The sequence below is a fragment of the Paenibacillus sp. HWE-109 genome, from assembly GCF_022163125.1.
In the GTDB taxonomy this organism is placed as follows: domain Bacteria; phylum Bacillota; class Bacilli; order Paenibacillales; family NBRC-103111; genus Paenibacillus_E.
In genome coordinates this window covers 1,218,139-1,244,709 of record NZ_CP091881.1, presented here as the reverse complement: position 1 = coordinate 1,244,709, position 26,571 = coordinate 1,218,139, and the positions used below count along the sequence as shown (strand labels likewise).

Genomic DNA, 26,571 nt, shown 5'->3' with positions numbered 1-26,571 from the left:
AACCTAAACCTATTATAAGTAGGATTATCTTACCATTCCTATAGGACAGAATATAGAAATTGATCGAAATAATATAGCATTTCAATGGAAGGGCTCGAATGACCTTCCATTAGAAAGATTCCATCTTTATAATGAAAGAATCAACTCATGATGGAGGATTACTGATGCCCGCATTCTTTGGCTTAGTTAGGTTAAACAACATGAAAATCCATAAGAAGCTGCTGCTCATCTACATTTTCTGTGTGTTCCTCCCCATCACACTGACGAACTATCTGTTCTACGCCAAAATAACCCAAAGCGTGAAAAAAGAAGAGCATCGCAATATCGAACTTTCGCTCGAGCGTTTAGATAACCAACTGACTCGCTCCTTCAAGGAGGCTGCAGCGCTAAGCAACAATATTTATTTTTCACGGAGCTTCTACGAAGGTTTGGATACTACCTATCAGGACAATCTGGACTATACTCTGAATTACGGCAGCTACTTCCGTACTCCACTTATGGGAGTCACCCCTTATTTCCAATATCATTTCACCATTAATTTCTATACGGATAATCCATCGGTTCTCAATGCTGGAAGCGTTCTCAGAATCACACCTGCGATACGCAGCAGCTCTTGGTACTCACAATCCTTCAACTCTAGCAATAGCCATCGGGATATGTTCTATTTTGGACAGGAGGTAACTGCTGATGGGGAACGGCTGTTCAGCGTCATCCGGAATTTGAACTACTACACTTCTTACGCCCAGTATCAAAAAATACTAAAGCTTGATATTCGATATAATGTCCTAACTGACATTTTTAATAGTGAAGGCGCCATGGGCAAGTTTTTCCTTGTAGACGACAAAAACCGAGTAATTTATACAAGTTTGCCACAGCAGCCATACTTAGCCCCTTTCAATTCAGCTTTTATTCCGGATAAACAATTTGCAATGAGCAAGCAACTCACTCCTTTTGATTCCATGACAGGGTATAGAATTATCGGGGTTTACGAAGAATCCGTCTTTCACAAGGCGCTAGAACAGCCTAAGAAATACGTCTTGCTTATCGCGCTGGCCAATCTGTTGTTTGCAACGATCCTCATTAGTCTGATTTCCAGATCCTTATACTTCCGAACTCGATTGCTTTCCCGTCATATGGATAAGGTGGATAACCAGCATTTTGCGTTAATTGAGTATCCCCATGTCGGAAAAGATGAGATCGGTCTATTATTCCACAGCTTTAATCGGATGATCAGAAAGGTTAAACAGCTGATTAACGACGTCTATGAAGCAGAACTACGGCAAAAGAGCTTCGAACTGGAAAGTAGACAAGCGGAGCTAATGGCCCTGCAAAGTCAGGTCAATCCCCACTACTTATTCAACGTTCTGGAAACCATTCGGATGAAATCTGTCATTAAGGGGGAACTGGAAACTGCGGATATGCTAAGCTACATGTCCAAGTCATACAGAAGGTTTCTCATATCCAATAGGGAATGGGTAACTGTAGAGGAAGAACTCGAAATGATACAGGAATTTCTATCCATACAAAAGTACCGGTTTGAAGATGAGATTGATTGTTCGCTTGAAGTTGAGAAGAACACGCTCCCCTTGTACATTCCTTCCATGGTGTTCCAGCCCTTTGTAGAGAATGCGTTTAAGCACGGTATACAGGGATTAGATGAGAAAGGACTCGTGTCCATACGCGTATATGAGGAGAAGAATTATCTGGTCTTCTATATTGAAGACAATGGCATCGGAATTAAACCGGAGAAGTTGGATCAATTACTAGAGGATGTTCGGGCCAAAGAACCCCAGCTTAACCGGATCGGCATGCAAAATGTTTTTCGCCGGATCACCTTATTTTTTAAGGATCAATTCGAATTCAACATCAACAGCAAAGAACATGAATTTACATCCATTGAGCTGAAAATCCCCCTTTGCCGGAAGAATCCATCCGAAGGCTTGGATGAAAAATAAAGGAGCTGTACGAACATGCTTAAAGTTCTCCTCGTAGACGATGAACCCGTTATTCGCGCGGGCTTAGCCCAGCTTATCAATTGGGAGAAATACGGCTTCACCATTGTCTCTAAAGCCAAAAACGGTGAACAGGCCTTGCAGCTCATTCTGGCAGATACGCCTGATGTCATCATTACCGACATCCGCATGCCGAGGATGGATGGCCTTCAATTGATTCAAGCTATTAGGGAAGAGCGGAACCTGCAGACACCAGTTATCCTATTGACAGGGTTTAATGAATTTGACTATGCCCGTCAAGCCATCCGCTATCAAGTCCGGGATTATTTGCTTAAACCTGTGGATAAAGAAGAGCTGATTGCCGCACTGTCTCGTATTCGTGCCAGCCTGAGGGTCGTAAATGCTTTACCAGTTGACAGCATATCCGGGAATGCCATCCAATTATTGCTCCGCAGCACGACTAGTCATGACATCAAAATAAAGCTTAGCCAATCTTTAGAAGCTCACTATCCTGTTTTACTTATGGTTATCATGTTGCAGAGTCATATGCAAACCACATTCACTCAAATCCAACAGATTCTACAGCCAGTATGGGAAGCTTTCTCCTTGTCCGAAGCATCCGTACGCATTTACATTAACGCAGATGGGTTTATCGCGATCTTGATCCATCCAGAGTCTGTTCACCTAAGTAAAACGGAGGAAAAAAAGCTGGCCTTTGCCTTGCTTCATGCCATTCACGACAGCTTGGATCAGGAAGCCTTTCTTTCCGTTGGTCCACCTGCGCACTCGCCCGAGCAGCTCGCCGATTCCTTTCAAGCAGCTTGCTCCGCTCGTGTTTATTCCTTGTATGTTGACCGGCCAACTGTACTTGCCTATGAAGACATCAAGCTCCTTCCTCCATTTATAACCCAATATGAATATCTCGCTTCCTTTCAACAACTGAGAGAATCGATTGAAAACAATAGCTCCCATGAAATTGAGCGAATCGTCACAGACATTTTTGTTTTCTTCGTGGATCAATTGATTTCGCCAGATACCATCAAAGTACACTTATATCGCTTTTTACTTGAGATCGAGAAATATGTGGCCGAAATGAATGGCGACATTCAGCCGATTATCAAAGCGGCCAATCACGTTGATCTCACCTGCACAACCACGCCGATTCGTCTTCAGAGGGAAATGTTTCGGGACACCTGCCAGCAGATTTGCTTGGAAATAGCTTTCCTCCGGGCACAACAGAATTTCGGGATCATTGACCAGATTGAACAATATGTGAACAGCCATTTCCACGAAAATATGACATTAAAGGATGTGGCCGCAAAATTTTATATGAACCATGCCTATTTAGGACAGCTTTTCCGTAGAAAAAAAGGGATTCAATTCAATGAGTATCTCCATCAACTGCGTACTGATGAGGCTAAGAGCCTGCTGCGCCGAACCGATTTGAAAATTGTTGAGGTCGCCAAAAAGGTTGGCTATAACGACCCCACCTATTTTAGCGGCAAGTTCGAAAAACATGTAGGCGTTACCCCAACTGCCTATAAATTAGGATTGCAGCAAAAAAAATCGCCCCTGCAGGAGGAGTGAGAATTCAGTATACAATCCTCTGAGTTTACAAGGGGCGCCGCGGCCAATAGAAAAAGCTTAGATGAATATGCCATATTAGCCATATCACCTAAGCCTCCATTTAAAATAACCGTTTAATGACTAATAATTATTTCCCCGCGGCAACAATTTGATCCTGGGCAGCTTTCAATATTTCTTTCACTGGCTTGTCAGTGAGCATAGTCTTCGTCATAGCTTCACCAATAGCTTGCCACGCCTTATTCGCATCACCAGCAAAGGTTGGTAATCCAACTACTTCACCTTGTAGACCTTTTGCAAAAATGTACAAGCTTGGTTGAGCAGTTTTGTAAGCATCCGACTCCGTAATAGATTTAAGAATCGGCGCTCTAACACCCGCATCAGCGATATTTTGTTGAATCTTTTGACCCATTAGTTCTTCAATAACTTTGAAAGCAGCTTCTTTGTTTTTTGAATAAGCAGGAACAGCTTGGAAAGCGGCACCAATCGTAACATTACCCGGTTTGCCTGTTGGCCCTAATGGAAGGGGAGCAACGCCACAATCCACTTTTTGATCCGCGCAGCCTGAGATGACCCACGGTCCATTGACTTGATAAGCAATTTGACCTTTGTCAAAAGCAGTGAAGAAAGTACCCTCTTCAAGCGCAGAAACGATTCCCGGTTTGTTGTATTTGTTCATTTGACGAAGGAATTCAAATGCTTTTTCGTTTTCAGGTGAATTCAGTGTTGGAGCGCCCTTGCCATCCACATAATCGCCACCAGCTAATTTCATAAACGCTCCGAAACGTAAGTATCCACCAAAGTTAGGACCACCGTAGACGCCACCAGCAGAAGAACCGCTTTCAAAGATTTTTTTCGAATTCGCAAGCAGTTCATCCCAAGTTGCAGGAGCTTTGTCTGGGTCTAATCCCGCTGCTTTAACAATCTTTTTATTCCAATAAAGAATGTTTACACCCGGATCTGGTGCTAATCCGTAAATTTTCCCATTGACTTCCATTGGTTTCCACGCTGCTTCTGCAATTGATGCTCTAATTTTAGCTGCTAGCGCATCCGGAAACGGCTCAAGATGTCCTGCCAAGGCAAAGCCTGGCATTTGTGTTTCGCCTACGATAATATCCGGACCATCTTTCGCTAAGAACGCAGCGGATTCTTTTTGAATTAATGGCTCAGCCCAGCCCCAATCTGGTGCAACAAGCTCAATATTTTGACTTTTCATTTTCTCAGATAAATATTTGAGATTGTCAAATTGCATCTTATCGTTTTTGGAACCTTTCAGTTTGCCGGATTTGACATCTTCATCATATTGTTTAAGTCTTTCTTCTGGTTTTTCATAACCACCAAGAATCATTGCATTATCAAGTAGGACAGATAGTTTAGTTACTTTTGCAGGTGCTGCAGTTGCAGCCGCATCTTTCGATGTTGGTGCTGCAGTGGCTGCTGCCGATGCCTTCGGATCAGCTTTTTCGCTTTTGGAGCAAGCTGCTAACGAAATACAAAGACTTGCGGCAAGAACTACTGTTGCTGATTTCTTTAAGACTACCATTGAACATTCCCCTTTCATATGTAAAACATCAATAAGTTCTAACTCAATATATCATATAGTTCATTATAACACAATAAGTTATATTGATTATATTTAATTTAAAAATTCAACCCTTTAACCCCGCATTCGCCAAACCTTGCACAATCAAATTCTGAAACAGAAAAAACAACAAAACGCTTGGTACAGTAAGCAATAAGCTTAACGATAATATAAGTGGATAGTTCACGATAGATCCTGGCGCTCCTGCAAAAGCTGTTAATTTAGACAATCCAGATGCAAGTGTTTGCAACTTACTACTATTCGTATAAAAGAAAGGCGCCGACCAATCATTCCACGTAGCAATCGAGACTGTAATTGCAATATAAGCGAGAACCGGTTTTAGTAAAGGCATTAATATTTGAAATATTAGCCTTATTGTACCTGCACCATCAACTTTTGCCGCCTCATCCAACTCGTTCGGCACTTTCTCCAGGGACTGCTTGATGAGAAAGACACCTAGAATATAGATGGACCCTCCATTAAGCAGTATATATACCCACCACGTATCAAATAATCCCTTCCCTCCAGTAAAAATATAATTCCCCCTTGCAAAAGGAAAACGAACAAACTCCAGATAGGTCGGCAGCAGCGCAACAACGGTCGGAATCATCTGCGTTGCCAATAAAGCCATAAACAATACACCCTTGCCTTTAAATCGCAACCGAGCAAAAACATACCCTCCTAATAAAGCGGTCAGCACCGCAAAGAATGTTGCGTAAGCCGTTCGATAGATGGAATTCAAATATAAATAGCGCGTTGTTTTATCTATGGACGAAAAGAATAATAGCTTTAAATTGGCGAGTGTCGGTTCCTTCGCTATGGGGAAGAATCCAATCACCGCGGTGTTATATTCCTCTCTCGTAAACAAACTCGCCATGAACATAAAGACCAATGGATAAACCAAAATCAATCCTCCACCTAGCAATATGAGATGCGCAATCAGATATTGCGGCCGCAATTGTTTCTTTAGAGCAATTAACATATTGAAGTCACTCCCTTTCTTTCCTTAGTCCTTATCTTGAGCCAGTTTATAATAGGCAGCGGAAGCAATAAATACGATTGTTGCCAAAATAACGGAGGATGCTCCAGCCATACCTAAGTTGAAATTGAAAAAGCCATCAGCAATAATACGATATACCAACACTTGTGTTGAACCGTATGGCCCACCATTGGTCAAAAATGCTACTTGCTCGTAAATTTGAATTGCGGCGATTAATCCAGTAATAACAATATAGGTTGCGATCGGTTTAATGCCTGGCAGAGTGACATTGATAAACTTCCCTGTTCGCCCTGCACCATCTATTTCCGCAGCTTCATACAACACGGGATCAATGGATTGCAAGCCAGCTAGCCAAAGCAAGGCCTGAGTGCCCACACCCTTCCAAACTGAGTACACACAAATCTGAACAATGCTCCAAAAAACAGATGATTGCCATAATATTGGTTCAAACCCCATTGCCTCTATCGCTTGATTGACAGCACCATTAACCGGATTTAATAAGATGTTCAATACCTGCGTTGTAGCGATCGTGGAAGTCACTACAGGCACATACCATAACGTACGATAAATCCCTTTCCCGAAAAGAGGCAAATTCATCAATAATGCCGCACCTAATCCGGCTATGATGGATAATAACGTCACTAGTCCTCCCATCCAAATAGAACGCATGAGATCAGCAACATAGGTTTTATCTTGAAAAAAGAGAACAAAGTTATGAAAACCAACAAACTTAGGACGATCGTTAATACCAATCCACTCATAAAAACCAAGGACGAATGAAAAGATAATTGGAATTCCATACATAACACCCCACCATAACAGCATAGGCCCCAGAATGATTGTGGCTATGATTGCATCCGCATGTCTCCTACGAAATCGCTTCCACCCCACAGCTGTGGAAGACATTGCCATGACGGCTGCATTTTCTTTTGATTCATAATGACTCATCACTTCACCTCATAAGGTTTGAATTCGGGGTCCTGTTGTATCCCGTATAACTAATTTGGGTTTTATCGTTTTGGTTTCAAAAGAATATGGCGCATCCACTTTCCTCTTATTGGTTAGTAGCTGCAATAAAATTTTCGCTCCTTCAGCACCAATTTCTTCTTCGGATTGTGAAATATAGGACAAAACACCCTCGTTACCAATTTCCATAAACGGGTTATCAAACGTGATGATGGATATATCACTTGGAACATGAAGACCAAGTTGATCGGCCAACTTGGAAACATGAACACCAAGGCGAGAATTTAACGTAATGTAAGCGGTGGCGGTTTTATTTTTCATTAATGGATATAAGGTATGACTTTCAGGCACTCCCCCACTCTCGTCAATGGTAAAATCCACCAAAATAAGCGCTGGATTGAGTAAAGCCCCCTTAAGCTTCAACGCTTTGATATATCCATTAATACGATCCTGCACCGTCACCGTCATTGACGGAGAATCCGAACAAATTGCAATATTCCGATGCCCGAGCTCCCACAAATAATTCACTGCTAACTCCGCACCAAGTCCCCCGTTAGAATTCACAAAACTTGTTTCAATGCCTGGTAAATAACGATCAATGAGTACAAAAGGATAGTTATCCATTTTCAGCTTAATAATATCTTCGTTATATTGTTCGGCATCAATCGGAAATATTAATAAGCCTTCTACACCAATCCGAATGAGCTGCCCAATAGCCTCTTTCTCACGCAAGCTTGAGTTTTCAGTTAAATAAATAACCAACTCACATCCACTTTTATTCAGAACATGATTAATCCCTTTCAATAAACGAATAGCGAAGAAATCCTCTATTTTGGGTATGACCAGCCCTATTCGTTTATTGACAGCTTCAAACGCACTCGATAAACTCACATCCAATTGTTCACCTGCCAAAGCTTGGGTATCTTCAACTAATTCCCTAGCCTGAACAAAACTCCCTCTTCCAGGAATGCGGTGAATCCAACCAGTTTTGGCGAGCTCACCTAATGCATTAGCGACTGTAATTCGACTCACACCATAGAACTCCATAAGCTCTTTTTCAGATGGAATTCGATCATTTTCCTTGAGATCGCTTGCCATGATTCGATTTTTGAAATGCTCTTGAATTTGTAAATACAGCGGTACTCTCGCATCATTTAACAAGCTATCCATCTCCTTCTCGAAATCCACTTTGCCAGCAGACTCATACCCGTCCAGATAATTGTATGGTTTTGATTTCAAATGGAGTAAAACTTAGCTTAATGGTCTCATTATCCAGAGCAATTGCACAGAGTTCACGTTCCATTAAATCAACTAAAGATACCGTTGTAAAAGGTAATTTCACTTGAAGATTTGTAATAACGCTTCTTCCAGATGTTTCATAAAGACGCACGATGATATCATTGCTATCCTCTGCTTTTTTCACAGCCTCAATCATTACATATGGGGAATCCATACAGAAGAAGGATTCGCTCTGAGGCCCAACCCCATTGTTCGACGCAACATCGACGACACGAAGCGGAACATTTAACTCATACCCCTCTTTATAGACTTGCGCTTGCACAAAATCACCTTCATGCGGAAAAAGTGAATAAATGAATTCATGCTGCGCTCTATCACATTCCGGATCCGGACTTGATGGACTACGCAATAAATTAATATCAAGAACATTCCCATCGGCTTTAAAACCATATTTGCAATCATTCAAAAGCGCTACCCCATAATCAGACTGCGATAGATCAATCCATTGATGAGCGCAAATTTCATCCTTAGCACGATCCCAAGAAGTATTGCGATGCGTTTGTCGTTTTATATGACCAAATTGGATGTCACAATTGACATTGTCTGTATACACCTGAACAGGAAATGAAGCACGAAGCATTCTTTCATCTTCTTGCCAATCGACCATCGTTTCAAAATCCAGCCGTTTACTTCTCGAGGTTAAGATGATTTTTTGATGAAGCGTTGATTTACCATAATGATACGTTTGCTCTATTATTGCTTGAGGTCCATTTACATAAGCTTGCACCTCTATTAATTTCATCTCCGTAGCCTTCGTCTCTGCGTAATCTGTCGGAAAATCCCAAGCATCACCATTATCAGGATAAATAGATAGCACGTTCGCCCTCGCCCCTGCAGCTATCATTTCTTTGTTTAATGATTTATCATAGATCGAATAAATAGTGCCATCGTGATTCAAACCGACTCGCAACAATTCATTTTCCATCAAATGTGAAGCAGATTTTATTTCTAATGATTCAGATAATACGATACCCGCCGCATCCACAACCTGATATCCCATAGAAGGCGTTGCGGTGTAAACCCATCGATCTTGTATTTGGAGCCATTGCTTACGTACCCATGGAAGTGAATTAAAAATAACAACAGGCTTAGCAATAGATGATACACTAACTCCATCAGCAAGCCGCTCATAATGTTGCTTAACCAACTCTTCTATTCTCGATAATAACACTTCGTATCTCTCAAGCGACTCATCATACACACGTGTTATGGAAGATCCAGGTAAAATATCATGGAATTGATACAGCAGCACTTCTTTCCAAATCTTCTCCAACTCTTCCGCGGGATAAGTCCCTCCTAGAGATAAATTTAAACTAGCCGCGAATTCAAGCTCCCTTAAGGCTTTTTCGATCTTTCGATTGTACCGTTTATTCCTAGCTTGAGATGTTAAGGTCCCTTGATGTTTCTCCAAATATAACTCTCCACGCCAAGTTTTATATCTTTCCTTTTGAATATTTAGCTTTTCAAAAAAATTCAATGCCGGTTCTTGTTTGACAGGCAGAAGACCTTGCAAATTCTTTTCACGCTGCAACCGTTCGAGATGTTCTTCCCCAGGCCCTCCCCCGCCATCCCCAATCCCAAATAACATTAAACAGATATCCGAAATATTTTTATCCAAATAATCCTTTTCCGCTTTAATAATGGACCTAGGGGCTGCCGGACTATTATAAGTATCCTCTGGAGGCAAATGTGTAAGCACCTTACTGCCATCCAAGCCTTCCCACATAAATGTGTGGTGCGGATGATCATTATAAACGTTCCAGGAAAGCTTCTGAGTCACCATATACGGAACACCAGATAGCTTTAACAACTGAGGTAAACACGCACTATAGCCAAATATGTCAGGGACCCATAGAATTTGCATTTCTTTATTAAATTCATTAAGAAAAAATCGTTTTCCATACAAAATTTGCCGGGCAAGCGTTTCCCCTCCAGCAATGTTCGAATCCGGTTCTACCCACATGGCTCCTTGAACTTCCCAGCGCCCCTCTTCAATTCTGACTTTAATCTGTTCATAGAGCTTCGGGTAAAATTCCTTCATCCATACATATAATTGAGGCTGGCTTGCACCAAAAACATAATCCGGATATTGCTCCATCATTCGCAGCGCCGTGGAAAATGTTCGCGCCCCCTTACGAATGGTTTCACGAATCGGCCATAACCAAGCAAGATCCATATGTGCATGCCCTATCGCACTAACCGAAAGTGAAGGATCTCCACCTTTCTTCAATAATTCAGGTTCAAGAATTCGCCGTGCCGCACTAATGTTTTCTTCCGTCATTTCCGCCAACAGCAATGCTACCTCGTAAAGCGCTTGCTGCACACGGATTCGCCGCGAGCTTTGCTCAGGGAGATGCTCCACTAATTCCAGAAGGACTTCAAAATCAAAATATAATTTTCTCGTTTCTTCATAACAAATAGCAATATCCGCTTCTTTTAATGTTCCACTGCGATAATACCCAAAAAGATCATTACAACCCGCATCAGCCCATATATCAATGACCTCATCACCAGTTGCATTAGAGCTAACATGCACTACCCGTTTACCTGGTAAACCGAGTGATATCTCAAATTCTGAATTCACATTCGTTAGTCCCTGAACAGGAGTCCCCTCGTGATCCACCAAGCAAAGTTCCCCATTCACATCGATAAGCAGGACCACTTTTTGGCCAGCAGCCAATTCAGGAATCACTCCACAAAAATGAAACCATGCACAATCCCAAAGTTCACCCCATTTATCACCTGGGGACAATTCAATAAATTGGCCGCTGTCTCTAAGATCGAATACGACTGGTTCCTTAGTTACAAATGCCGTAACTTCCAATGATGCTACAGGTAAATAAATATGTTTTTGGATCTTATTGAGGGTAGCTTTCAGTCTTTCCAATTTAATTGTTTCGTAAGGCATCTGCTGTACCATCCTTTTCTTGAGTTGAGAAGTAATTTGATTCGAGTATACAAATGCATTTCATTAATGATATAAATATATCATATATATCGGATAATTCAATTATTATTTCAAAATTATATAGCATTATTTTCATTTTTCGCAAAAAAAAAAGCGCCTCTCTATGACCATTCCGGTCTATAAAGAGTTCGCCCTATGTCATTTAATTCCGAATTGCTGGACCTGTTGATTTCCCCACGATTAGCTTCGGTTGAAGTATGATCTTGCGATACTTGCCATCTTCTTCAGAATTACCTTCCAATAGCCCTATCAAGACTTCGGCTGCTTTGCTTCCAATCTCCGCTTCTGATTGCGCAACATGCGTAAAGGATCTTGTCTCTCCTTCACCAGAGGATGGATCATCAAAAGTGAGAATAGAAAGCTCACAAGGGACATTTAGCTCTAAACGATGAGCAATCGCAGCAATGTGCAGCCCAAGTTTAGCATTCAGTGTGATATAGGCAGTAGCCAATTTATTTCGGAGATACCTGTATAACGGATGCTGATCATCGACACCATTTTTATAATCAATAGTAAACTCGGTTAGGATCAGTGCAGGATTGATCAACGCATTTTTCTGCTTCAACGCTTCCATGTAACCCGCAATCCGTCCTTCAACCGTAATCGTCGAAAGAGGAGAATCCGTCACGATAGCAATATCCCTATGACCTAAATCCCATAAGTGGTTAACCGCCAATTGAATACCCATATAATTATCCGAGCTCACCACGTGTGTCTCGACCCCCGGTAAATTCCGATCGATCAGAACAAACGGATAATTCCTTATCTTCAATGCGAGAATTTCCTCATTATACGTTTCCGTATCAATAGGAAAAATAATCAGTCCTTCCGCACCCTTATCAATGAGTTCCAGAATCGCTTCTTTCTCTCTATCCTTGTTATGCTTCGTAAGTACTATCGCTAAATAATACCGAGTCTCATCCAAAATAGAATTAATCCCCTGTATCAATCGCAACGCAAAGTAATCTTCTAGAGACGGGATTAAAAAACCGATCATTTGACGATGCTTTTTCAAAGGAGGTTTGGAACTTTCTTCAACAACCGCAATTGCTTCATCTTCATTTTCTTCAAGCCGCTCAAGAAGTTGCGCAACAGGCTGAGGCATGGAGGCACCTCTAACAAAACTCCCCCTTCCAGGTACCCTGTAAATCCAACCATCCTTCGCTAACTGAGTAAGGGCATTTGCAACCGTTATCCGACTAACATTAAACTCACTCATCAATTCTTTCTCTGTCGGAATCTTGTCATCGTCATTCAGTTTCCCCGAGGTAATCAAACGCTTGAAATGCTCCTGAATAAGCATATATAGTGGCTGTCTCTCATTACTCATATTAAATTTACCCCTATTTACGAAGTTATCTTATATCAATTATAGCAAATTAAACCTCGTAGTCAATAGCCACACCCTTTCGAAGACTTTACGCAAAATAGAAATGGCTCGCAACCTGCTACTTTACGAATAAAGTAGACAAGATCACAAGCCATTTTTTTCATTTACTTAAGACTATCAGAATTAATTAATCGTTATTTTATCTAATGTTATCGTTGCAATATCATTATAATATACTCTGTATTCCAGTTGATGATTGAGCGTCGTCTGATTAAATGACAGACTGAAATTCTGATACTGGTTAGCGGATGTGAATTGCTGCCTCAGTATATTTTGTGAAGCCAATACCGTACCAGCTGTAGCATCCCATACATCGATAGACGCCACTTGCAAATTATTCAGCGTATTGTTGTCAACTTTTAACGCAAATGTTACTTTTCTGTTTCCAATTGGCACATTTGAATCATAGGGGCCATATACCATATGATTGGCATTATCCTGCGTAGGATTTGCTTGCCAGCCATCCCCAACCACACGCCCTGCTCCATGCCCCAGAATAGTGCCTTCGGCTTCATACTTCCCTATGCTAGTTGTTGTAGTAACCTTATCGATACTAATCTTTGCATTATCCTTGTATCCTGCCCTAAATTCCAATGGATGGCCAGCAACATTCGTGTAACTCAGACTGAAATCTTGATAGTAATTATTGGACTTGAACTGGTTTCTGTATACATCAAACGCCGCCAGATCTTGACCAGTTGTAGAATCTCTAACATCAAGCCTAAGTACATTGTCGTTATTTCCCGCGATAGAATCAATTTTGACCTTGAAAGTCGTTGTAAGTTGACCAGCTGGTAAAGTTGAGACATAGGGACCCCACAGCATGAAACCCGCATCATCTTGAGCTACATTTGCAGACCATGCATCACCATCCGCACGACCGACAGTATGAGAAAATGGCGATGCGGCATAGTTTGTATTTTCTGCTTCGTACGTTTTTACAACGGTAGACGGATCCACTGGTAAGTTGTAATATTCCCTCATAAGCTGGAAGTAGTTATCCGGTGTGACAAAAACAATGTTGCTATTGCCGCTGAAAGTATTCACTGCATTCACTAAATTTTGGTAAGTTACGTCCCACGGTTCTGACTGAATAGAAACAAACTTCGGAGCCGCCCCGTTCCATCCTGTAATTGCACCATTTAATTCTGAAATTACCGATGCTTCTGAATAACAATAGGTGGCGTTAAGCCCTTGAGCAGGCAACAAATTATTATATTGCGTAATCTGCCCACCTGATTGCATGCTGGTCAAACCCAAAAGCGATGGGGAGTTCATTGCATAGCTATTTCCGACATTGACATTGATCCCACCAAGGATGGTGTTCCAAACTGTATTTACTTTCAGGCCTGAACGCTTAGAGTAATCATCACTTAAGGCTATATAGTTATCCAAATACCCTTGATTAGTCCAAAAATTCGGATACGTATATCCAACTCCCGTTGGCCCACCTATGAAGTTGTCATTTGGCGTTGCTGTGTTATATAAGTAGTTCAATACCCCAGGCATGGCATCCAGCATAGCTGGCGAAACCGTCCACCCAACCGGGATAGCCCCCCTATTCGGAGCATCCCACAGTTTGGTTGTTTTGAAATGATGCTCCAAATACTGCAAGTTATCTCCATCGCTAAGGATCAAGGAAACATAAATTTTATTTTGTAACGCAGGCTTATTCGCTAATGGTTTGACATTGACGATTCTGGAAGTACCTCCGAATACAGTCAAGTTCGAAGAATAGTCGCTTGCTATCGTTGTAACCCCATATTCCGATGTTCTCGTAACGCCTACACCTTCATCCGGCCACCATCCCATATAGGTTCCGGTTCCATCATGCGGCATACCTGAAAGGAACTGCCTTAGTATTGTATCTTCTGCGGTCACACTAGGGTCAAGCCATATCGTAGCCGCTCCTACTGCAATGGCATAATCCCGTAGAAAGCCCTTAATCGTCGGATTTAATCCGACAATTACTTTGTGCGTCACCTGTGACCAATAGTTATTATATAAATATTGATAAACTTGAATCTTGGTCGTAAACATGCCACGCAAATCATTCAGTATAGGCAGGTTATATGGTGCTGCGGTTAATTTGGCTACCACGGAAGGCGGAGCAACGATACCGCCGTTAAGTGATGCTATTGTCGTTGCTAAATTCACTGTATCTGGAACCGCTTCATCGTAGATTACAATGCCATTAATTTCGCTTCTGTATTTGGTAATTAGGGTATATTTATCCGTCACATCTGTGTGCCCAAGGCCTAGTGTATTCAACCAATTATATTTCCCGTCTTCACCCCGCACAGCATTATCATACGTATAAATTCGGGGTTGGGTCTTATTCACCAAGCCTTTTACGGTTGAGAATAATACCGCGTCATCTTCCATCGCCTTTGGATTCGTGCCAACGGCTCCTACCCTTACGAATGATCCACCGTACCAGTAAACCCTGAATTCAAGAGCATGTCCTGCATTCGTATTATTAAATGTGAGATTAAAATTTTGCAACCTGTTCGAATCATTGCTATTCCATTCCATTCTCGTAACATCTCTGGCTGCCAATGTTTGTCCATTCGTGTTATCCCTTACATCAATCCTCACAATAGCATTGTTATTAGCCGTATTGTTATCGACAGCCAATTCAAAGAATGCCGTATTGATTCCTACAGGAATATCCGTGGCATACGGTCCATAAATCATAAAATCATTTTCATGATCAACACCCGTTTGAACAATCCAATTGTTTTTGTCCAGATGACCCGTTGAATGTGATACCTGGGGGCCATTTGACTGGTATTTATATTCCGTAGTTGTATCAATCACATCAAGTGTAGAAGCTGGCGCAGGAAACGAGGGGAGAACTTGCCCTGTCGGCCAGTTAATTGCTGCCTCAGCAGGCGAAACGGATACTGTTAAGTTAACAGCTGCGGCTAAAATAAATACTGCGAGCAACATACTAATAAACTTTGTCTTCTTCATTAACTTTCCTCCATCTAATTGAAATGACATCCATGAAAAGTGCAGCATGATAACTCTGTTCTTATTCCGCACTCGCTTTTGAGTGCGCTTTCAAATGTTACAGCTAAGATCTAATCCATACATCCTCACTTTCACTCCCCCTAACCATTAAGATATATTCACTATATTATTTATATCAAATAATTTCAACACAAAACTATACATTTCGATAAGAACGTGGTGTATGTCCTGTTCTCTTTTTGAACAATTTGACAAAAAAACCTTTATCCTGATATCCAACCTCTTCTGCAATCTCCGAAACAGATAGGCGAGTCGTTCTCAATAGATCGCAACTGCGCTCAATACGTAAGTTTTGGATATATTGAACGAAGGTATACCCCATCTCTATAGCAAACATTCGGTGGAAATGTCGCACGCTTAAACCAGCCTCACTAGCAGCTTGATCCGCTGTTATTGAGGTTACAAAATTCTTGTGAATGAAAGCGATCGCGTCTCTAAGTAATCCATCCTTATTCATGGAATAATTAGTTTCCAATTCAGTGAGATGCCTCTCTATTTCAGTTGCAAGAACAATAAATAAGCAATGCATCCGTGGAATAAAACCAATCTTCCGCTGATTGAATTCCTTGTATGCTTGATCCAATAAGCTGCGAAATATACCGGATGAATCGTGAATTTTCTTCCAATCAGGATGTCCAGGAACCATGTTCAGGAGATGGAGAGCCCTTGTCAGGTCTTCAAGACCTGGAAATTGTTTTAATGCTTTGGCCACTCTATCGGCAATGAATATAAAGTTGTAAACAACGAGTTGAACATCAGGATCAGTTGATCGGGGGCGGAATACATGCGAGGTACCGAGTGGTAATACGAACATATCCCCTGGGCTCACGGAAAGTGACTCTTCACCTATGTAATGAAAGCCACTCCCTTCTGCGACATAGCAAATCTCCGTAAACTCGTGCTCGTGCAATTGAAGTGAATAGGATTCGGAGACTCTACTCACGTTATAGGGCAATTCTTCGTCAAAGTAAAGTTGCGCTTGCGCTATTCCAACCGCTTTCTTAATCATATAGGACCCCTCCTTCGTGGCAGTATCCTCCTTCATATTGGCGCAATCAACTCTTTTATGTCAAATATAGAAATGTATAATGATATAATAAAGTGTATTGAATGGGAGGCAAAACATGAAACCTATTGAACTAAAAACAGAGTATACGATTAGCCCGCTAGGCATCGACACCTTGGAGCCAAGATTAAGCTGGTGTTTAGAATCTGATAAACGCGGAACTAAACAACAATCTTATCAAATACTTGTATCCTCCAATGTAGAAACCCTTCTAGTTGAAAAGGGTGAAATTTGGAATACCGGGAAAATCGATTCTAATCAATCTTTCTCTATTCGGTATTCAGGGAAAACACTCGTATCCGGTCAACGCTGCTATTGGACTGTAAGAACTTGGGATCATTACAATATCCCGAGTGATTGGAGTGATCCTGCTTGGTGGGAAATGGGCCTCTTGCATGACACCGATTGGCAAGGACAATGGATTGGAGGACCCGAGAATCCAACTGAATATGAAGCTGCCGCTCCCTTGCTGCGAAAATTAGTACAACTGGATAAACCAATTGTTCATGCCCGAGCCTATATTTGTGGGCTTGGTTATCATGAATTATGGATTAACGGTGAAAGAATAGGCAACAATGTTTTAGATCCAGGGTTTACGAATTACGATCAGCGCACATTTTATGTGACCCATGATATTACATCTAGCTTATATGAAGGTATCAATTGCTTTGCTGTCGAGCTGGGAAGAGGCTTCTATGCACTTAAAACCCCAAATGTTTGGAATTGGGAAAAAGCCTCTTGGAATAGCGAACCTAAACTGTTGATCCAATTCAATCTCAAATTTGAGGATGGATCGAGTCAATGGGTCACGAGCGATGAAACATGGCGTACTACTTCTGGACCCAGGTTGAAAAATTCATTATACAGTGGAGAAGTTTATGATGCTAATCTTGAAAAACCGGGCTGGACATCATCTGATTACGACGATACGGATTGGACGCTCGTTACATTGATAGAGAGCTCTCCAGTTAAGCTGCAGTCACAAATCATCCCACCGATTCAGATTATCGATACCGTCCAACCTTCTCGTATTCACCTTACGGAGTTGGGTAATTATATCGTTGATTTTGGTATCAACATCGTGGGTTGGGTTGAATTTCAAGTTCAGGGTAGCAAGGGTACCTCCGTACAATTGCGTTATGGTGAAAAATTGAATCCAGACGAATCGGTTTATAATGAAAATTCTTATGTATCCGGGGAAAGTCAAACAGATCATTACATTTTACATGGAAATGGATTAGAGGTTTGGGAACCTGCATTTAGCTATAAAGGCTTTCGTTATGTGGAATTGATTAATTGGCCTGAAGTGCCAGAAATAGGTTCGATCATCGGAAAAGTTGTTCGATCCTCCGTAAGAAAAACCGGAACATTTTCCTGTTCCAATCCCTTATTAAATCAAATCTATGAAGCAACTAGTCGCACCATTCTTAACAATTTGCACAGTATCCCTACCGATACACCGGTCTATGAGAAGAATGGTTGGACAGGAGATGCGCATCTTATTGCGGAAACTGCCAATTATAACTTTGACCTTTTGCTATTCTGGGAGAAATGGGTGCAAGATATCCAAGATTGTCAAAAGCCAGATGGTGCGATTCCACTAATAGTACCTGCGTCTACGTGGGGATGGGATCATGCACCCGTTTGGACCTCTGTTTACGTTCTTATTCCGTGGTATCTTTACATGCACTATGGGGATCGCAGCGTACTGGAACATCATTATACCAGCATGAAAGTTTATGCTGATTGGGAGATTTCCAAACTTAATGCGGATCATACCGCACATAGTGTGCTTGGTGATTGGGTTCCCCCAGGAAGCAAGGATTGGAGTGCGCCGGAAGGAACGCGCTTAATGGCTTCGGCATATGCTTATCATATTCTAAAGACAGTTGTCCAAATTGCGGAAGTTGTAGGAACAGCTTCTGACGTTGAACAGTATACCCATGTGGCGAAGAACATCGCTAAGAGCTTTCACAAGACATTCTTCAATCGCGATGCGGGTATTTACGAAACAGAGATCGAAGCTGGTTATCGGCAAGCATCCAATATCATTCCACTCGCATTTGGGCTGACGCCTAGTGAAGATAAAGCCCAAGTTGTCCTACATTTATTGAATGACATCATTAATGTCCGAGAAAAGCATCTAAACACAGGAATTATCGGTACGAAATACATTCTGCCAGTTCTTACTGACTTAGGATTTGGTGAGTTGGCTTATGCCATCGCTGATCAAAAAACGTATCCGAGCTGGGGATTCTGGCTTGAAAATGGTATTCACACACTATTGGAAGAGTGGGAATTAAAATCAAGATCACAAAACCATTACATGTTCGGAACTGTTGTAGAATGGTTCTTCAAGTATCTTGCAGGAATCCAGATTGAGAAGCCAGGATATCAATCTTTTAAAGTGATGCCACATATTTTAGGTCCGCTATCGCAGGTTTCCTCCCAAATAGAGACTTTGTACGGCCAGATCAAGGTCTCATGGCAGTTATCCATTGATGGGAATTTCAGTATAGAGGTTACTGTTCCTGCTAACTGCCAAGCTACCATTTTCATTCCAACTCTAAACTCACATGAAGTAACAGAAAGTGGAGTTGCCCTTAGACTTCAAGATGAAGTTATTGTGGAAGATATGGATTTAAAGGAGTATGTGGTCTGTAAAGTACAATCAGGAACGTATCATTTCCGTTCGTGCTATAACCGTGTACACCTGGCGAGAGATTACAGAACAAAGTCTAATTAATCCATTTATGAACCATATTCCGCGATCAGATGATCGAGAATACATCAGTTGCAACCTTTTCCCCGGATACGGCGTTTATGTAAATGAACGTTTGACAACAAACGAAAAAACATTTTGGAGGAAAAGAAATGAACATGAAAAAAGGTTTGTTACAAAGAGCTTTCGTATTCACCTTGGTTGGAGCGGTTTTATTAGTTCCAACAGCCGCTCCATCCTATGCAGCAAAGGATGAAGTACGCATACTTCCGATCGATTCCGGAAATGAAATGCATATTTTACCTGTCGATTCCAATGACGAAATGCACATTTTGCCAATAGAGCCAGTTAAAATTTCCCTTGATTTTCTGGCGAAAATAGAAAAAGCGGGGAAATCAGACCGTTTTCCTTCCATTGTATTGCTTGACAGTTTAGCGGACGATCAGGTTTATGACCGTTTAGAAAAGCAAATCGGCGCGTTCCATACAATATACAAATACGATTTTGAAGGTTTTAAAGGGTTCGCTGCCAGCTTAACCAAGGAGCAGATTCTTGCATTGAAAGATCTCCCGGTTGTTACCCTCATTGAGCTTGATTCACCGATATCTATAAACTAAGCGGAGATTGCTCAAGACCCTATTGAATATACATAAAAAACCAAAATGTAATAACCAGCAACCTCAAAAGTTTGCTGGTTTCAAGCAGATTCATAACACTGCAGCGAAGAATTACCGATTAATTCCAATCGTCACAATTTCACAAGAACCAATGGGTAGAGACATTTGACCAACTTTGTCAGATTCAATACGATGCCCAAAATCTTCCATAATTGAACTCTTGTAAAAATAGTTATAGGAAAGGTTAGAACTAAGTTTTAATTCAGTCCTTTGGAAGTCCATGTTGTACCAACGAAGCAGCAAATCGTTTGTTCCCTCATTTATTTTCATCGAGGAGAAAGCCATCTTATTGCCTTCCCACTGGAATGGCGTGAAGGTTGGTGCAATGCTTCCTTCGTGAATGTCTGTTTGGCATGAAGTCCATGGAATTTGGAACTGGTAGGCATTTGCATACGCGCCCGACTCTACTGCGTCTCCGTGATGTGGAATGATGGCTATACGGATGGTATGTTCGCCCTGACACTGCGCTTCAGGTGTCGGGAATAAGCCCCAGTCCCCAAGTTCGCCAACCGACCGAAGCAGCGTAACTGCAATTGTATTGCGACCATCCCGCAGAATTTCGTATTCATTCAAACCTAAGTTAGCTACAACAAGACCTGCTCCTGCCTCGTTGATGTCAAGAAATGCCTGCTGGTGCTGTGTATTGCTTGGATTTTCCCAATTGGCTGACGGCACAATGTCCCGCTGAGCGATTTCAAACATGGAATCGACGCGGTGAACTTGCGTATTCAGATCGGTTGGGAACAACATCCGCAAACGATGGTCTTTGGCTTGGTTGTTAAACGTAGCGGAGATTTCTACTCCTTTACCGCCACGGCTCAGAATTACAACTGTACGAATCTGCATCGGCACCATGTGCTCCGAGCGCTGTGCTTTCCGGTGTTTAAAATGAACCAAAGCTCGCTGCTCTTCTTCAAGTACTTCATCAGCAGACGCAGGAATTTCCCAGTCGTGCACAATTTCAATGGAAGCCTGGAATGGATGATCCTCTAACACACGAATTTGTGCAGCCACGTCATAGGTTGTTCGCGGCGTTTCGCCAGCAGGCTGTTTATATATATATTCGTTGCCGATATCCCCTGTATTCTCATATACGCCTAGATCCCTGTAGATACGACCGTTCACCTTATCTGTCAAGTTGAATGAACCGTTATCAGCGATTTCAATCTTAAGCCAATCATTCTCAAGCACGCGGTCTCCCACTAGGATCGAAGAAGCAGGAATCTCAGCCTCACTTCTAACCCAAGCATACGCCTTCAGCCCCAATGCAGGAACATTCTCCGCTTCAAAGGTAAGCTTTACCTTGCGGCACATATACGGCTGACGGAATTTATCATCCGGCAGATCGTAACCGAATTGTAGTCCGAGATCTTGGGACACGCATGGAATGACATTCCCATTTTCATCAACGAGCACCCTACCTGAAAGATCCGCAGCCTTCACAATATCACTAGCTTCCTCATGTGTATATCCATCATGGAAATACAAACGCAAGGCATCTAGCTCGATACTCAAGACACCGGTTCGCTCCCAACCTGATGTATTCATAACAATGACGGGCAGCGCGTTGTCTCCCATCCTGGCAAAGCATGACGTATCGATAACTTCAGCAATGACTCGTTTGCTCTCATCGACGATCGCTTCCGCCACATATCGGCTTTTATCGAAGCGCGTCACCATTTCCCGGTGCACTTCATCTACAGAACAGCCGCATATACTGTCGTGCGGATGGTTTTGCATCAGTGTTTTCCAAGCATACGTGAACAGATGATGCGGGTATTTCTCTTGGGCTTTAAGGATATGTGCTAAAGCAGCCAGAGGTTCAGCTACTTTTTCCAGCATCGCTTGCCCTAGTTGATTCATCTGCTTCAAGTAAACGCGAGCAGAAGCGGTGTTTACCAGTGTATTCCACCCGTCTGTACGTTGACTGCGAAGCTCTCCTTTTACAATAGACAACTCATGTTTCAAGGAGCTCTGAACAGCTTGCAAATAATCAATAAAATTGGAATGAATAAAGGTTGTATCCGGGTAAAGCTCGCGTGCGACTTGAATCGCTTCAGGCAAATCCAGCTGAATCGGCTGATGGTCGCAGCCATTCATAAATAACAGTTCGCCCATCGATGCGTATTTCTCCGCATCCGCCAGCTTCTGCTTCCAATAAGCATTCGCTTCCTCGCTATCAACAGGAATTTCCCATCCATTATTATACCAGTTGGCAAAAAGAATCCCGAGCACCTGTGAACCATCGGGTCCCTCCCAGAGCAGCTCGGAGAACGAAGATTCGTAATCACCGTCAGAAACGGTATTGTTAAAGCCTGTCGGCTTAACACCCCGGCCAAACAACACATTCGTAATCCCTGACTGCTGCATCAATTGGGGCGTTTGACCCACTAGACCAAACGTATCTGGAAAATAGCCAATCTTCGCCACAGCACCAAATTTTTTGGCATCCTGGTGTCCAATCTGTATATTTCTCACATTGGCCTCGCCGCTAGTCAAAAATGCATCCTGCAGAATGTACCAAGGACCGATTAAAATACGGCCGTCTTGAATATATTTGGACAATCTATCTTTTTGATCCGGTCGGACCTCAAGGTAGTCCTCCAGAATGATCGTTTGTCCGTCCAAAAAGAAGCTGCGATAATGCTGATCTTGATCCAATTTGTCCAGCAGTGTATCTACTAGCTTTACGAGACGAACATGATGCTTTTCATAAGGTAAATACCATTCCCGATCCCAGTGTGTATGGGATATAATATGTGCTGTTCTCTTTGTGCTCATCGTTTCGCTCCTCTCAATATAAGGCCAACCGATTCGAATCGATTGGCCTTAACCGATTAATATGTAAAGCGGGCTTGAATCGGGATCGCCAAGCAGTTACTTCTTCTGTTGCGCCAAGAAGGCGTCTAATTGTTTCTGATATTCGGCAAGAACCTTATCGATTCCGGCATCATTCAATCTGCTTAGGAATTTATCTTTTACTGATGAAAAATCAACGATCCCATTCATAAGTGGACCTTGTGTTGAGTACTCTGATGCAATTGCTGAAACCTTAGCCAATTCTGCTTTTACTGGCTCAGTGTTAATAGAGAAACCAATAAGTGGTGTTTGTACTGCCCCATTATCCCAAGTTTTAATGACATCAAGTTGAGCCGGGGTGATGAATTTACTGAATTTGTTATACCTTAAATCAGTCCACGCCCAGCTAATCGGGAAATATTGTTTATCGGGTGAGATCCCCTCATAAGACGCACTATTTCCGTTGGCCTTGTAGTTTACATCCTTAACACCCAAGGAGAATAAATCATAGTTTTCCTGACTGCTGTGTAACCAATTGACGAACGCTACTGCTTCTTTCGGATGTTTGCTTGTTGCTAATACCGACAGCAGATTATCTGCACTAGTGTAGATATATTTGGGTTTATCCGAAGCAAACTGCACAAATTCAAGCTCTGCATTAGGAAGATTAGTTTTTAGTGCATCAATAACTTCCGTTGGGCGCAAGATATTAGAAGGCATCGCTGCCATTCTACCTTTGGTAAAATCTCCGTTTATGTCTTTGAACATGTTAGGGTCACTCGGCAGATACCCTTTTTTATACCATTCTCTTGTTTTATTTACATACTGCTCATAAGCTTTTGAAGCAAATAGATTTTTGACTTTAAGCGGTGTTTCATTCACGTCAATATAGAAGAAGCTTCCAGTAAAATCTCCATTTGCAAAATAACTTGGTGCTATTTCTCTGACAAGTCCTCCCGCTCCCCCAGCTAGTGGAGTGATTGTCGGATCATTGGTTTTAACAGCTTCCAGATACTTCTCGAAATCAGATGAACTTTTAATTTCCGGCAAGTTGTACTTTTTACGTAAGTCACCGCGAATTTGGAAGGTATCATTGCTTTGTGCAACCGGAACGACTCGAGGAATTGCATAGGTTTTCCCGTCCACCTTAACGGCTTTCCATACAAAGTCCGAAATATCTTTAAGCAACCCGGGACCGCTGCTTGCAAGAAGGTCATCCAGAGGCATTAGCACATTCTTGCTTGCACCTTGTGATAAATTAGAAATGTGCGTCCAAGTTAAGTCATAATTTTCCCCTGCTGCAACAACTAGACTTTGTTTATTCGTGTATGATTCCCACGGCACAAAAGTATAGTTTAGCTTCATATTTAAGCCGTCTGCTTGAAGCTTCTTTGCAATAGCTGCATTAACGGCATCCAGATCCTTCGGCGGATCTCCCGGGAATAAAATATTTAGTGTAACTTCTTTCCCAGGTACTGTTGCAGCCGTGCTCGTTGCGCCCGGCGCTTCCGACTTTTTAGGAGAATCAGAAGGCGGATTTCCATTGTTTGACGTGCTGCAACCTACTAATAGCGTTGATACTACAACAGATGCAACTATACTCCCCATAAAGCGCTTACTTTTCATCATGTTATTCGCTCCCTTTTTCTAATTATATATATATTGCCCGATATTTTGGAATCAACCCTTGATTGAGCCGACCATAATACCTTTGACAAAATATTTCTGCAAATACGGATAGACGAGAATAATCGGTCCAATCGTAATTAAGAACATCGCGAAGACAATCGTTTCTGAAGGCATCCGAGCAGATGCAACATTCGAATGCTGACTCATATAAGCAATCATCGAATTAATCCGATACAATAAAAACTGAACGGAGAACAGCTTTCGATCATCAATTAACCACAGGGACATCGTGAAATCATTCCAGTAACTTAAGGAAGAGAACAGACCCACAGTCGCTAATATCGGCATAGACAACGGAGTAATAATTTTATAGAAAATAAACCACGGGCCAGCTCCATCAATTTCTGCGGATTCTGAAAGTGCTGGTGAAATCGATTTGTAATAATTCCTAAGCAGAAAAATATTAAACGGATTTATCGCAATCGGCAGAATAAGGGCCCAAATCGTATTTTTCAAATGGAGGTAATTAGTGACTACAATGTACCAAGGAACGAGTCCTGCGCTGAATACAATGGGAATAAAGATGATCAGGGCAATGATGTTGCGATATTTCACTTTTTGTACGGACATCATATAGCCGAGCAGTGATGATAAGATTAACGAGATGACTGTACCTACAATGGTTACGATGATGGTGATTTTATAGGCATTTGTCACAATGTTGTCTTGAAAGACAATCTTATACGCATCTAATGAAAATAAATCAGGGATGAATTTGTATCCATTCAGAACGATAGAGCGCTCATCCGATATTGAGACCATTATCGCTAAGATGAATGGGACGAGGGTAACCAAGGAAAAGATGATGAATACCAAATAAATGAAAATATCTAGCCAGCCAAACTTGCTCTTCTTCAATGCATTCACCTCTCTTGCTGTTTAAAATAAGGAATAGTCTTTATCATACCTCTTAACTGCCCAGTTGCTGCCTACGACTACAAGGAAGCCAAGAATAGATTGGCAAATTCCAATTGCAGTAATCATGCCGTATTCCTGTCCGCCATTGATTAAAGCGCGGTAGATATAGGTGTCGATTACATCTGTCGTTGAAAACAACAGCCCATTGTTCTCTACAATTGCATAAATAAGTGCAAAATCCCCGAAGAATATTCTTCCAATGGACAGCAGTGTCAAAATGATGACCGTAGGAACCAAGTTTGGCAGTAAAATGAACTGAATCTTTTGTACGCGAGAAGCACCGTCCAGAGAAGCTGCTTCCATCATCTCTTCGTCTATGGATGTAATGACAGCGAGATAAATAATAACGGAATAGCCCACATTTTTCCATATGCTCGCCGAAGCAATAATTTTCACCCAGTATTGAGGCGATGTATACCAATCAATTGGCACTCCATGGAAAATCTCAATCCATTCGTTCGCAAGCCCGTTTTCATTTTTGAAAATTAAGAGGACTAATTTCCCAACAATGACGAAGGAAAAGAAATACGGCAGAAACAGAATGCTCTGGAACCATTTCTTCATTCCATTATTCTTAATTTCATTCAATAGAACTGCGAAGACTACAGCGAGAATCGTCCCCCACAAAATTTGATTGAAATTGATCCAGAACGTATTAAATGTAATCCGCAGAAAGTCACCATTGGATAGAAAAAATCTGAAATTATCCAAGCCACTCCATGGACTTCCAAAAATCCCCTTTATCGGATTGAAATTTTTGAAAGCGATAATAATCCCCGGGTAAGGCAAGTAAGAGAAAGCGAATAGGATCAAGAGGCCTGGGAGAGCCATCAAATAGTAGGGTCTATTTGTCCACAACTCCCTTACAATACTGTTGCTAATTTTCATTTTCTACATCTCCTTTCTCTTGTTGTAACCGCTTA

Annotated in this window: 16 protein-coding genes; 4 read left to right on the top strand and 12 right to left on the bottom strand. The window is 41.8% G+C overall.

Annotated features, from left to right (window positions below):
- Window positions 1–164: 164 nt before the first annotated feature.
- Window positions 165–1,955 (top strand): sensor histidine kinase, encoded by a 1,791-nt coding sequence (locus LOZ80_RS05110; RefSeq protein ID WP_238170409.1) that lies wholly within the window; start codon window positions 165–167, stop codon window positions 1,953–1,955.
- Window positions 1,956–1,970: 15 nt separating this feature from the next.
- A complete protein-coding gene (locus tag LOZ80_RS05105) occupies window positions 1,971–3,539 on the top strand; it encodes a response regulator transcription factor (protein WP_238170408.1) in 1,569 nt (522 codons plus the stop codon).
- Between the two features lie 127 nt (window positions 3,540–3,666).
- Here the strand turns inward: LOZ80_RS05105 and LOZ80_RS05100 are convergent, their stop codons facing one another.
- The 8 genes from LOZ80_RS05100 to LOZ80_RS05065 form a co-directional block, all read right to left on the bottom strand.
- Entirely contained in the window at window positions 3,667–5,079 is a 1,413-nt protein-coding gene (locus LOZ80_RS05100) for an extracellular solute-binding protein (RefSeq protein ID WP_238170407.1), read from the bottom strand.
- Window positions 5,080–5,185: 106 nt separating this feature from the next.
- Complete coding sequence (locus LOZ80_RS05095) at window positions 5,186–6,100, bottom strand: carbohydrate ABC transporter permease (protein ID WP_238170406.1); 915 nt, start codon at window positions 6,098–6,100, stop codon at window positions 5,186–5,188.
- 24 nt (window positions 6,101–6,124) lie between these two features.
- Window positions 6,125–7,066: a carbohydrate ABC transporter permease gene (locus LOZ80_RS05090; RefSeq protein WP_238170405.1), complete on the bottom strand. Its 942-nt coding sequence runs from the start codon at window positions 7,064–7,066 to the stop codon at window positions 6,125–6,127.
- A 9-nt stretch (window positions 7,067–7,075) separates the two neighbouring features.
- Window positions 7,076–8,245 carry a GntR family transcriptional regulator gene (locus tag LOZ80_RS05085; protein ID WP_238170404.1) on the bottom strand — a complete coding sequence of 390 codons (1,170 nt, stop codon included), beginning with the start codon at window positions 8,243–8,245 and terminating at the stop codon, window positions 7,076–7,078.
- Between the two features lie 40 nt (window positions 8,246–8,285).
- Complete coding sequence (locus LOZ80_RS05080) at window positions 8,286–11,291, bottom strand: alpha-mannosidase (RefSeq protein ID WP_238170403.1); 3,006 nt, start codon at window positions 11,289–11,291, stop codon at window positions 8,286–8,288.
- A 202-nt stretch (window positions 11,292–11,493) separates the two neighbouring features.
- Entirely contained in the window at window positions 11,494–12,681 is a 1,188-nt protein-coding gene (locus LOZ80_RS05075) for a GntR family transcriptional regulator (protein ID WP_238170402.1), read from the bottom strand.
- Between the two features lie 183 nt (window positions 12,682–12,864).
- Window positions 12,865–15,717 (bottom strand): GxGYxYP domain-containing protein, encoded by a 2,853-nt coding sequence (locus tag LOZ80_RS05070; RefSeq protein ID WP_238170401.1) that lies wholly within the window; start codon window positions 15,715–15,717, stop codon window positions 12,865–12,867.
- Between the two features lie 196 nt (window positions 15,718–15,913).
- A complete protein-coding gene (locus LOZ80_RS05065) occupies window positions 15,914–16,786 on the bottom strand; it encodes an AraC family transcriptional regulator (RefSeq protein ID WP_238170400.1) in 873 nt (290 codons plus the stop codon).
- A 115-nt stretch (window positions 16,787–16,901) separates the two neighbouring features.
- Between LOZ80_RS05065 and LOZ80_RS05060 the strand changes: the two genes are divergently transcribed.
- Together LOZ80_RS05060 and LOZ80_RS05055 are read left to right on the top strand one after the other, a co-directional pair.
- Window positions 16,902–19,589, top strand: a complete 2,688-nt coding sequence (locus tag LOZ80_RS05060; protein ID WP_238170399.1) for an alpha-L-rhamnosidase — start codon at window positions 16,902–16,904, stop codon at window positions 19,587–19,589.
- Between the two features lie 128 nt (window positions 19,590–19,717).
- Window positions 19,718–20,182, top strand: a complete 465-nt coding sequence (locus LOZ80_RS05055) for a protease inhibitor I9 family protein (protein ID WP_238170398.1) — start codon at window positions 19,718–19,720, stop codon at window positions 20,180–20,182.
- A 111-nt stretch (window positions 20,183–20,293) separates the two neighbouring features.
- On the opposite strand, the gene LOZ80_RS05050 is transcribed toward LOZ80_RS05055, so the two are convergent.
- The 4 genes from LOZ80_RS05050 to LOZ80_RS05035 all read right to left on the bottom strand — a co-directional run bounded on the left by LOZ80_RS05050 (window position 20,294) and on the right by LOZ80_RS05035 (window position 26,536).
- On the bottom strand, window positions 20,294–23,023 hold the full coding sequence (locus LOZ80_RS05050) for an alpha-mannosidase (protein WP_238170397.1): 2,730 nt from the start codon (window positions 23,021–23,023) through the stop codon (window positions 20,294–20,296).
- A gap of 96 nt (window positions 23,024–23,119) precedes the next feature.
- On the bottom strand, window positions 23,120–24,670 hold the full coding sequence (locus LOZ80_RS05045; RefSeq protein ID WP_238170396.1) for an extracellular solute-binding protein: 1,551 nt from the start codon (window positions 24,668–24,670) through the stop codon (window positions 23,120–23,122).
- Window positions 24,671–24,721: 51 nt separating this feature from the next.
- Window positions 24,722–25,588 carry a carbohydrate ABC transporter permease gene (locus tag LOZ80_RS05040; protein WP_238170395.1) on the bottom strand — a complete coding sequence of 289 codons (867 nt, stop codon included), beginning with the start codon at window positions 25,586–25,588 and terminating at the stop codon, window positions 24,722–24,724.
- A 21-nt stretch (window positions 25,589–25,609) separates the two neighbouring features.
- Window positions 25,610–26,536 (bottom strand): ABC transporter permease, encoded by a 927-nt coding sequence (locus tag LOZ80_RS05035; protein ID WP_238170394.1) that lies wholly within the window; start codon window positions 26,534–26,536, stop codon window positions 25,610–25,612.
- Window positions 26,537–26,571 lie beyond the last annotated feature (35 nt).

What these genes read in the sequence shown, in the direction of transcription:
- LOZ80_RS05110 (WP_238170409.1), top strand. Translation starts at nt 165, where the DNA reads ATGCCCGCATTCTTTGGCTTAGTTAGGTTAAACAACATGAAAATCCAT.
- LOZ80_RS05045 (WP_238170396.1), bottom strand. Translation starts at nt 24,670, where the DNA reads ATGATGAAAAGTAAGCGCTTTATGGGGAGTATAGTTGCATCTGTTGTA.
- LOZ80_RS05070 (WP_238170401.1), bottom strand. Translation starts at nt 15,717, where the DNA reads ATGAAGAAGACAAAGTTTATTAGTATGTTGCTCGCAGTATTTATTTTA.
- LOZ80_RS05060 (WP_238170399.1), top strand. Translation starts at nt 16,902, where the DNA reads ATGAAACCTATTGAACTAAAAACAGAGTATACGATTAGCCCGCTAGGC.
- LOZ80_RS05100 (WP_238170407.1), bottom strand. Translation starts at nt 5,079, where the DNA reads ATGGTAGTCTTAAAGAAATCAGCAACAGTAGTTCTTGCCGCAAGTCTT.
- LOZ80_RS05035 (WP_238170394.1), bottom strand. Translation starts at nt 26,536, where the DNA reads ATGAAAATTAGCAACAGTATTGTAAGGGAGTTGTGGACAAATAGACCC.
- LOZ80_RS05105 (WP_238170408.1), top strand. Translation starts at nt 1,971, where the DNA reads ATGCTTAAAGTTCTCCTCGTAGACGATGAACCCGTTATTCGCGCGGGC.
- LOZ80_RS05095 (WP_238170406.1), bottom strand. Translation starts at nt 6,100, where the DNA reads ATGTTAATTGCTCTAAAGAAACAATTGCGGCCGCAATATCTGATTGCG.
- LOZ80_RS05055 (WP_238170398.1), top strand. Translation starts at nt 19,718, where the DNA reads ATGAACATGAAAAAAGGTTTGTTACAAAGAGCTTTCGTATTCACCTTG.
- LOZ80_RS05050 (WP_238170397.1), bottom strand. Translation starts at nt 23,023, where the DNA reads ATGAGCACAAAGAGAACAGCACATATTATATCCCATACACACTGGGAT.
- LOZ80_RS05065 (WP_238170400.1), bottom strand. Translation starts at nt 16,786, where the DNA reads ATGATTAAGAAAGCGGTTGGAATAGCGCAAGCGCAACTTTACTTTGAC.
- LOZ80_RS05075 (WP_238170402.1), bottom strand. Translation starts at nt 12,681, where the DNA reads ATGAGTAATGAGAGACAGCCACTATATATGCTTATTCAGGAGCATTTC.
- LOZ80_RS05090 (WP_238170405.1), bottom strand. Translation starts at nt 7,066, where the DNA reads ATGAGTCATTATGAATCAAAAGAAAATGCAGCCGTCATGGCAATGTCT.
- LOZ80_RS05080 (WP_238170403.1), bottom strand. Translation starts at nt 11,291, where the DNA reads ATGCCTTACGAAACAATTAAATTGGAAAGACTGAAAGCTACCCTCAAT.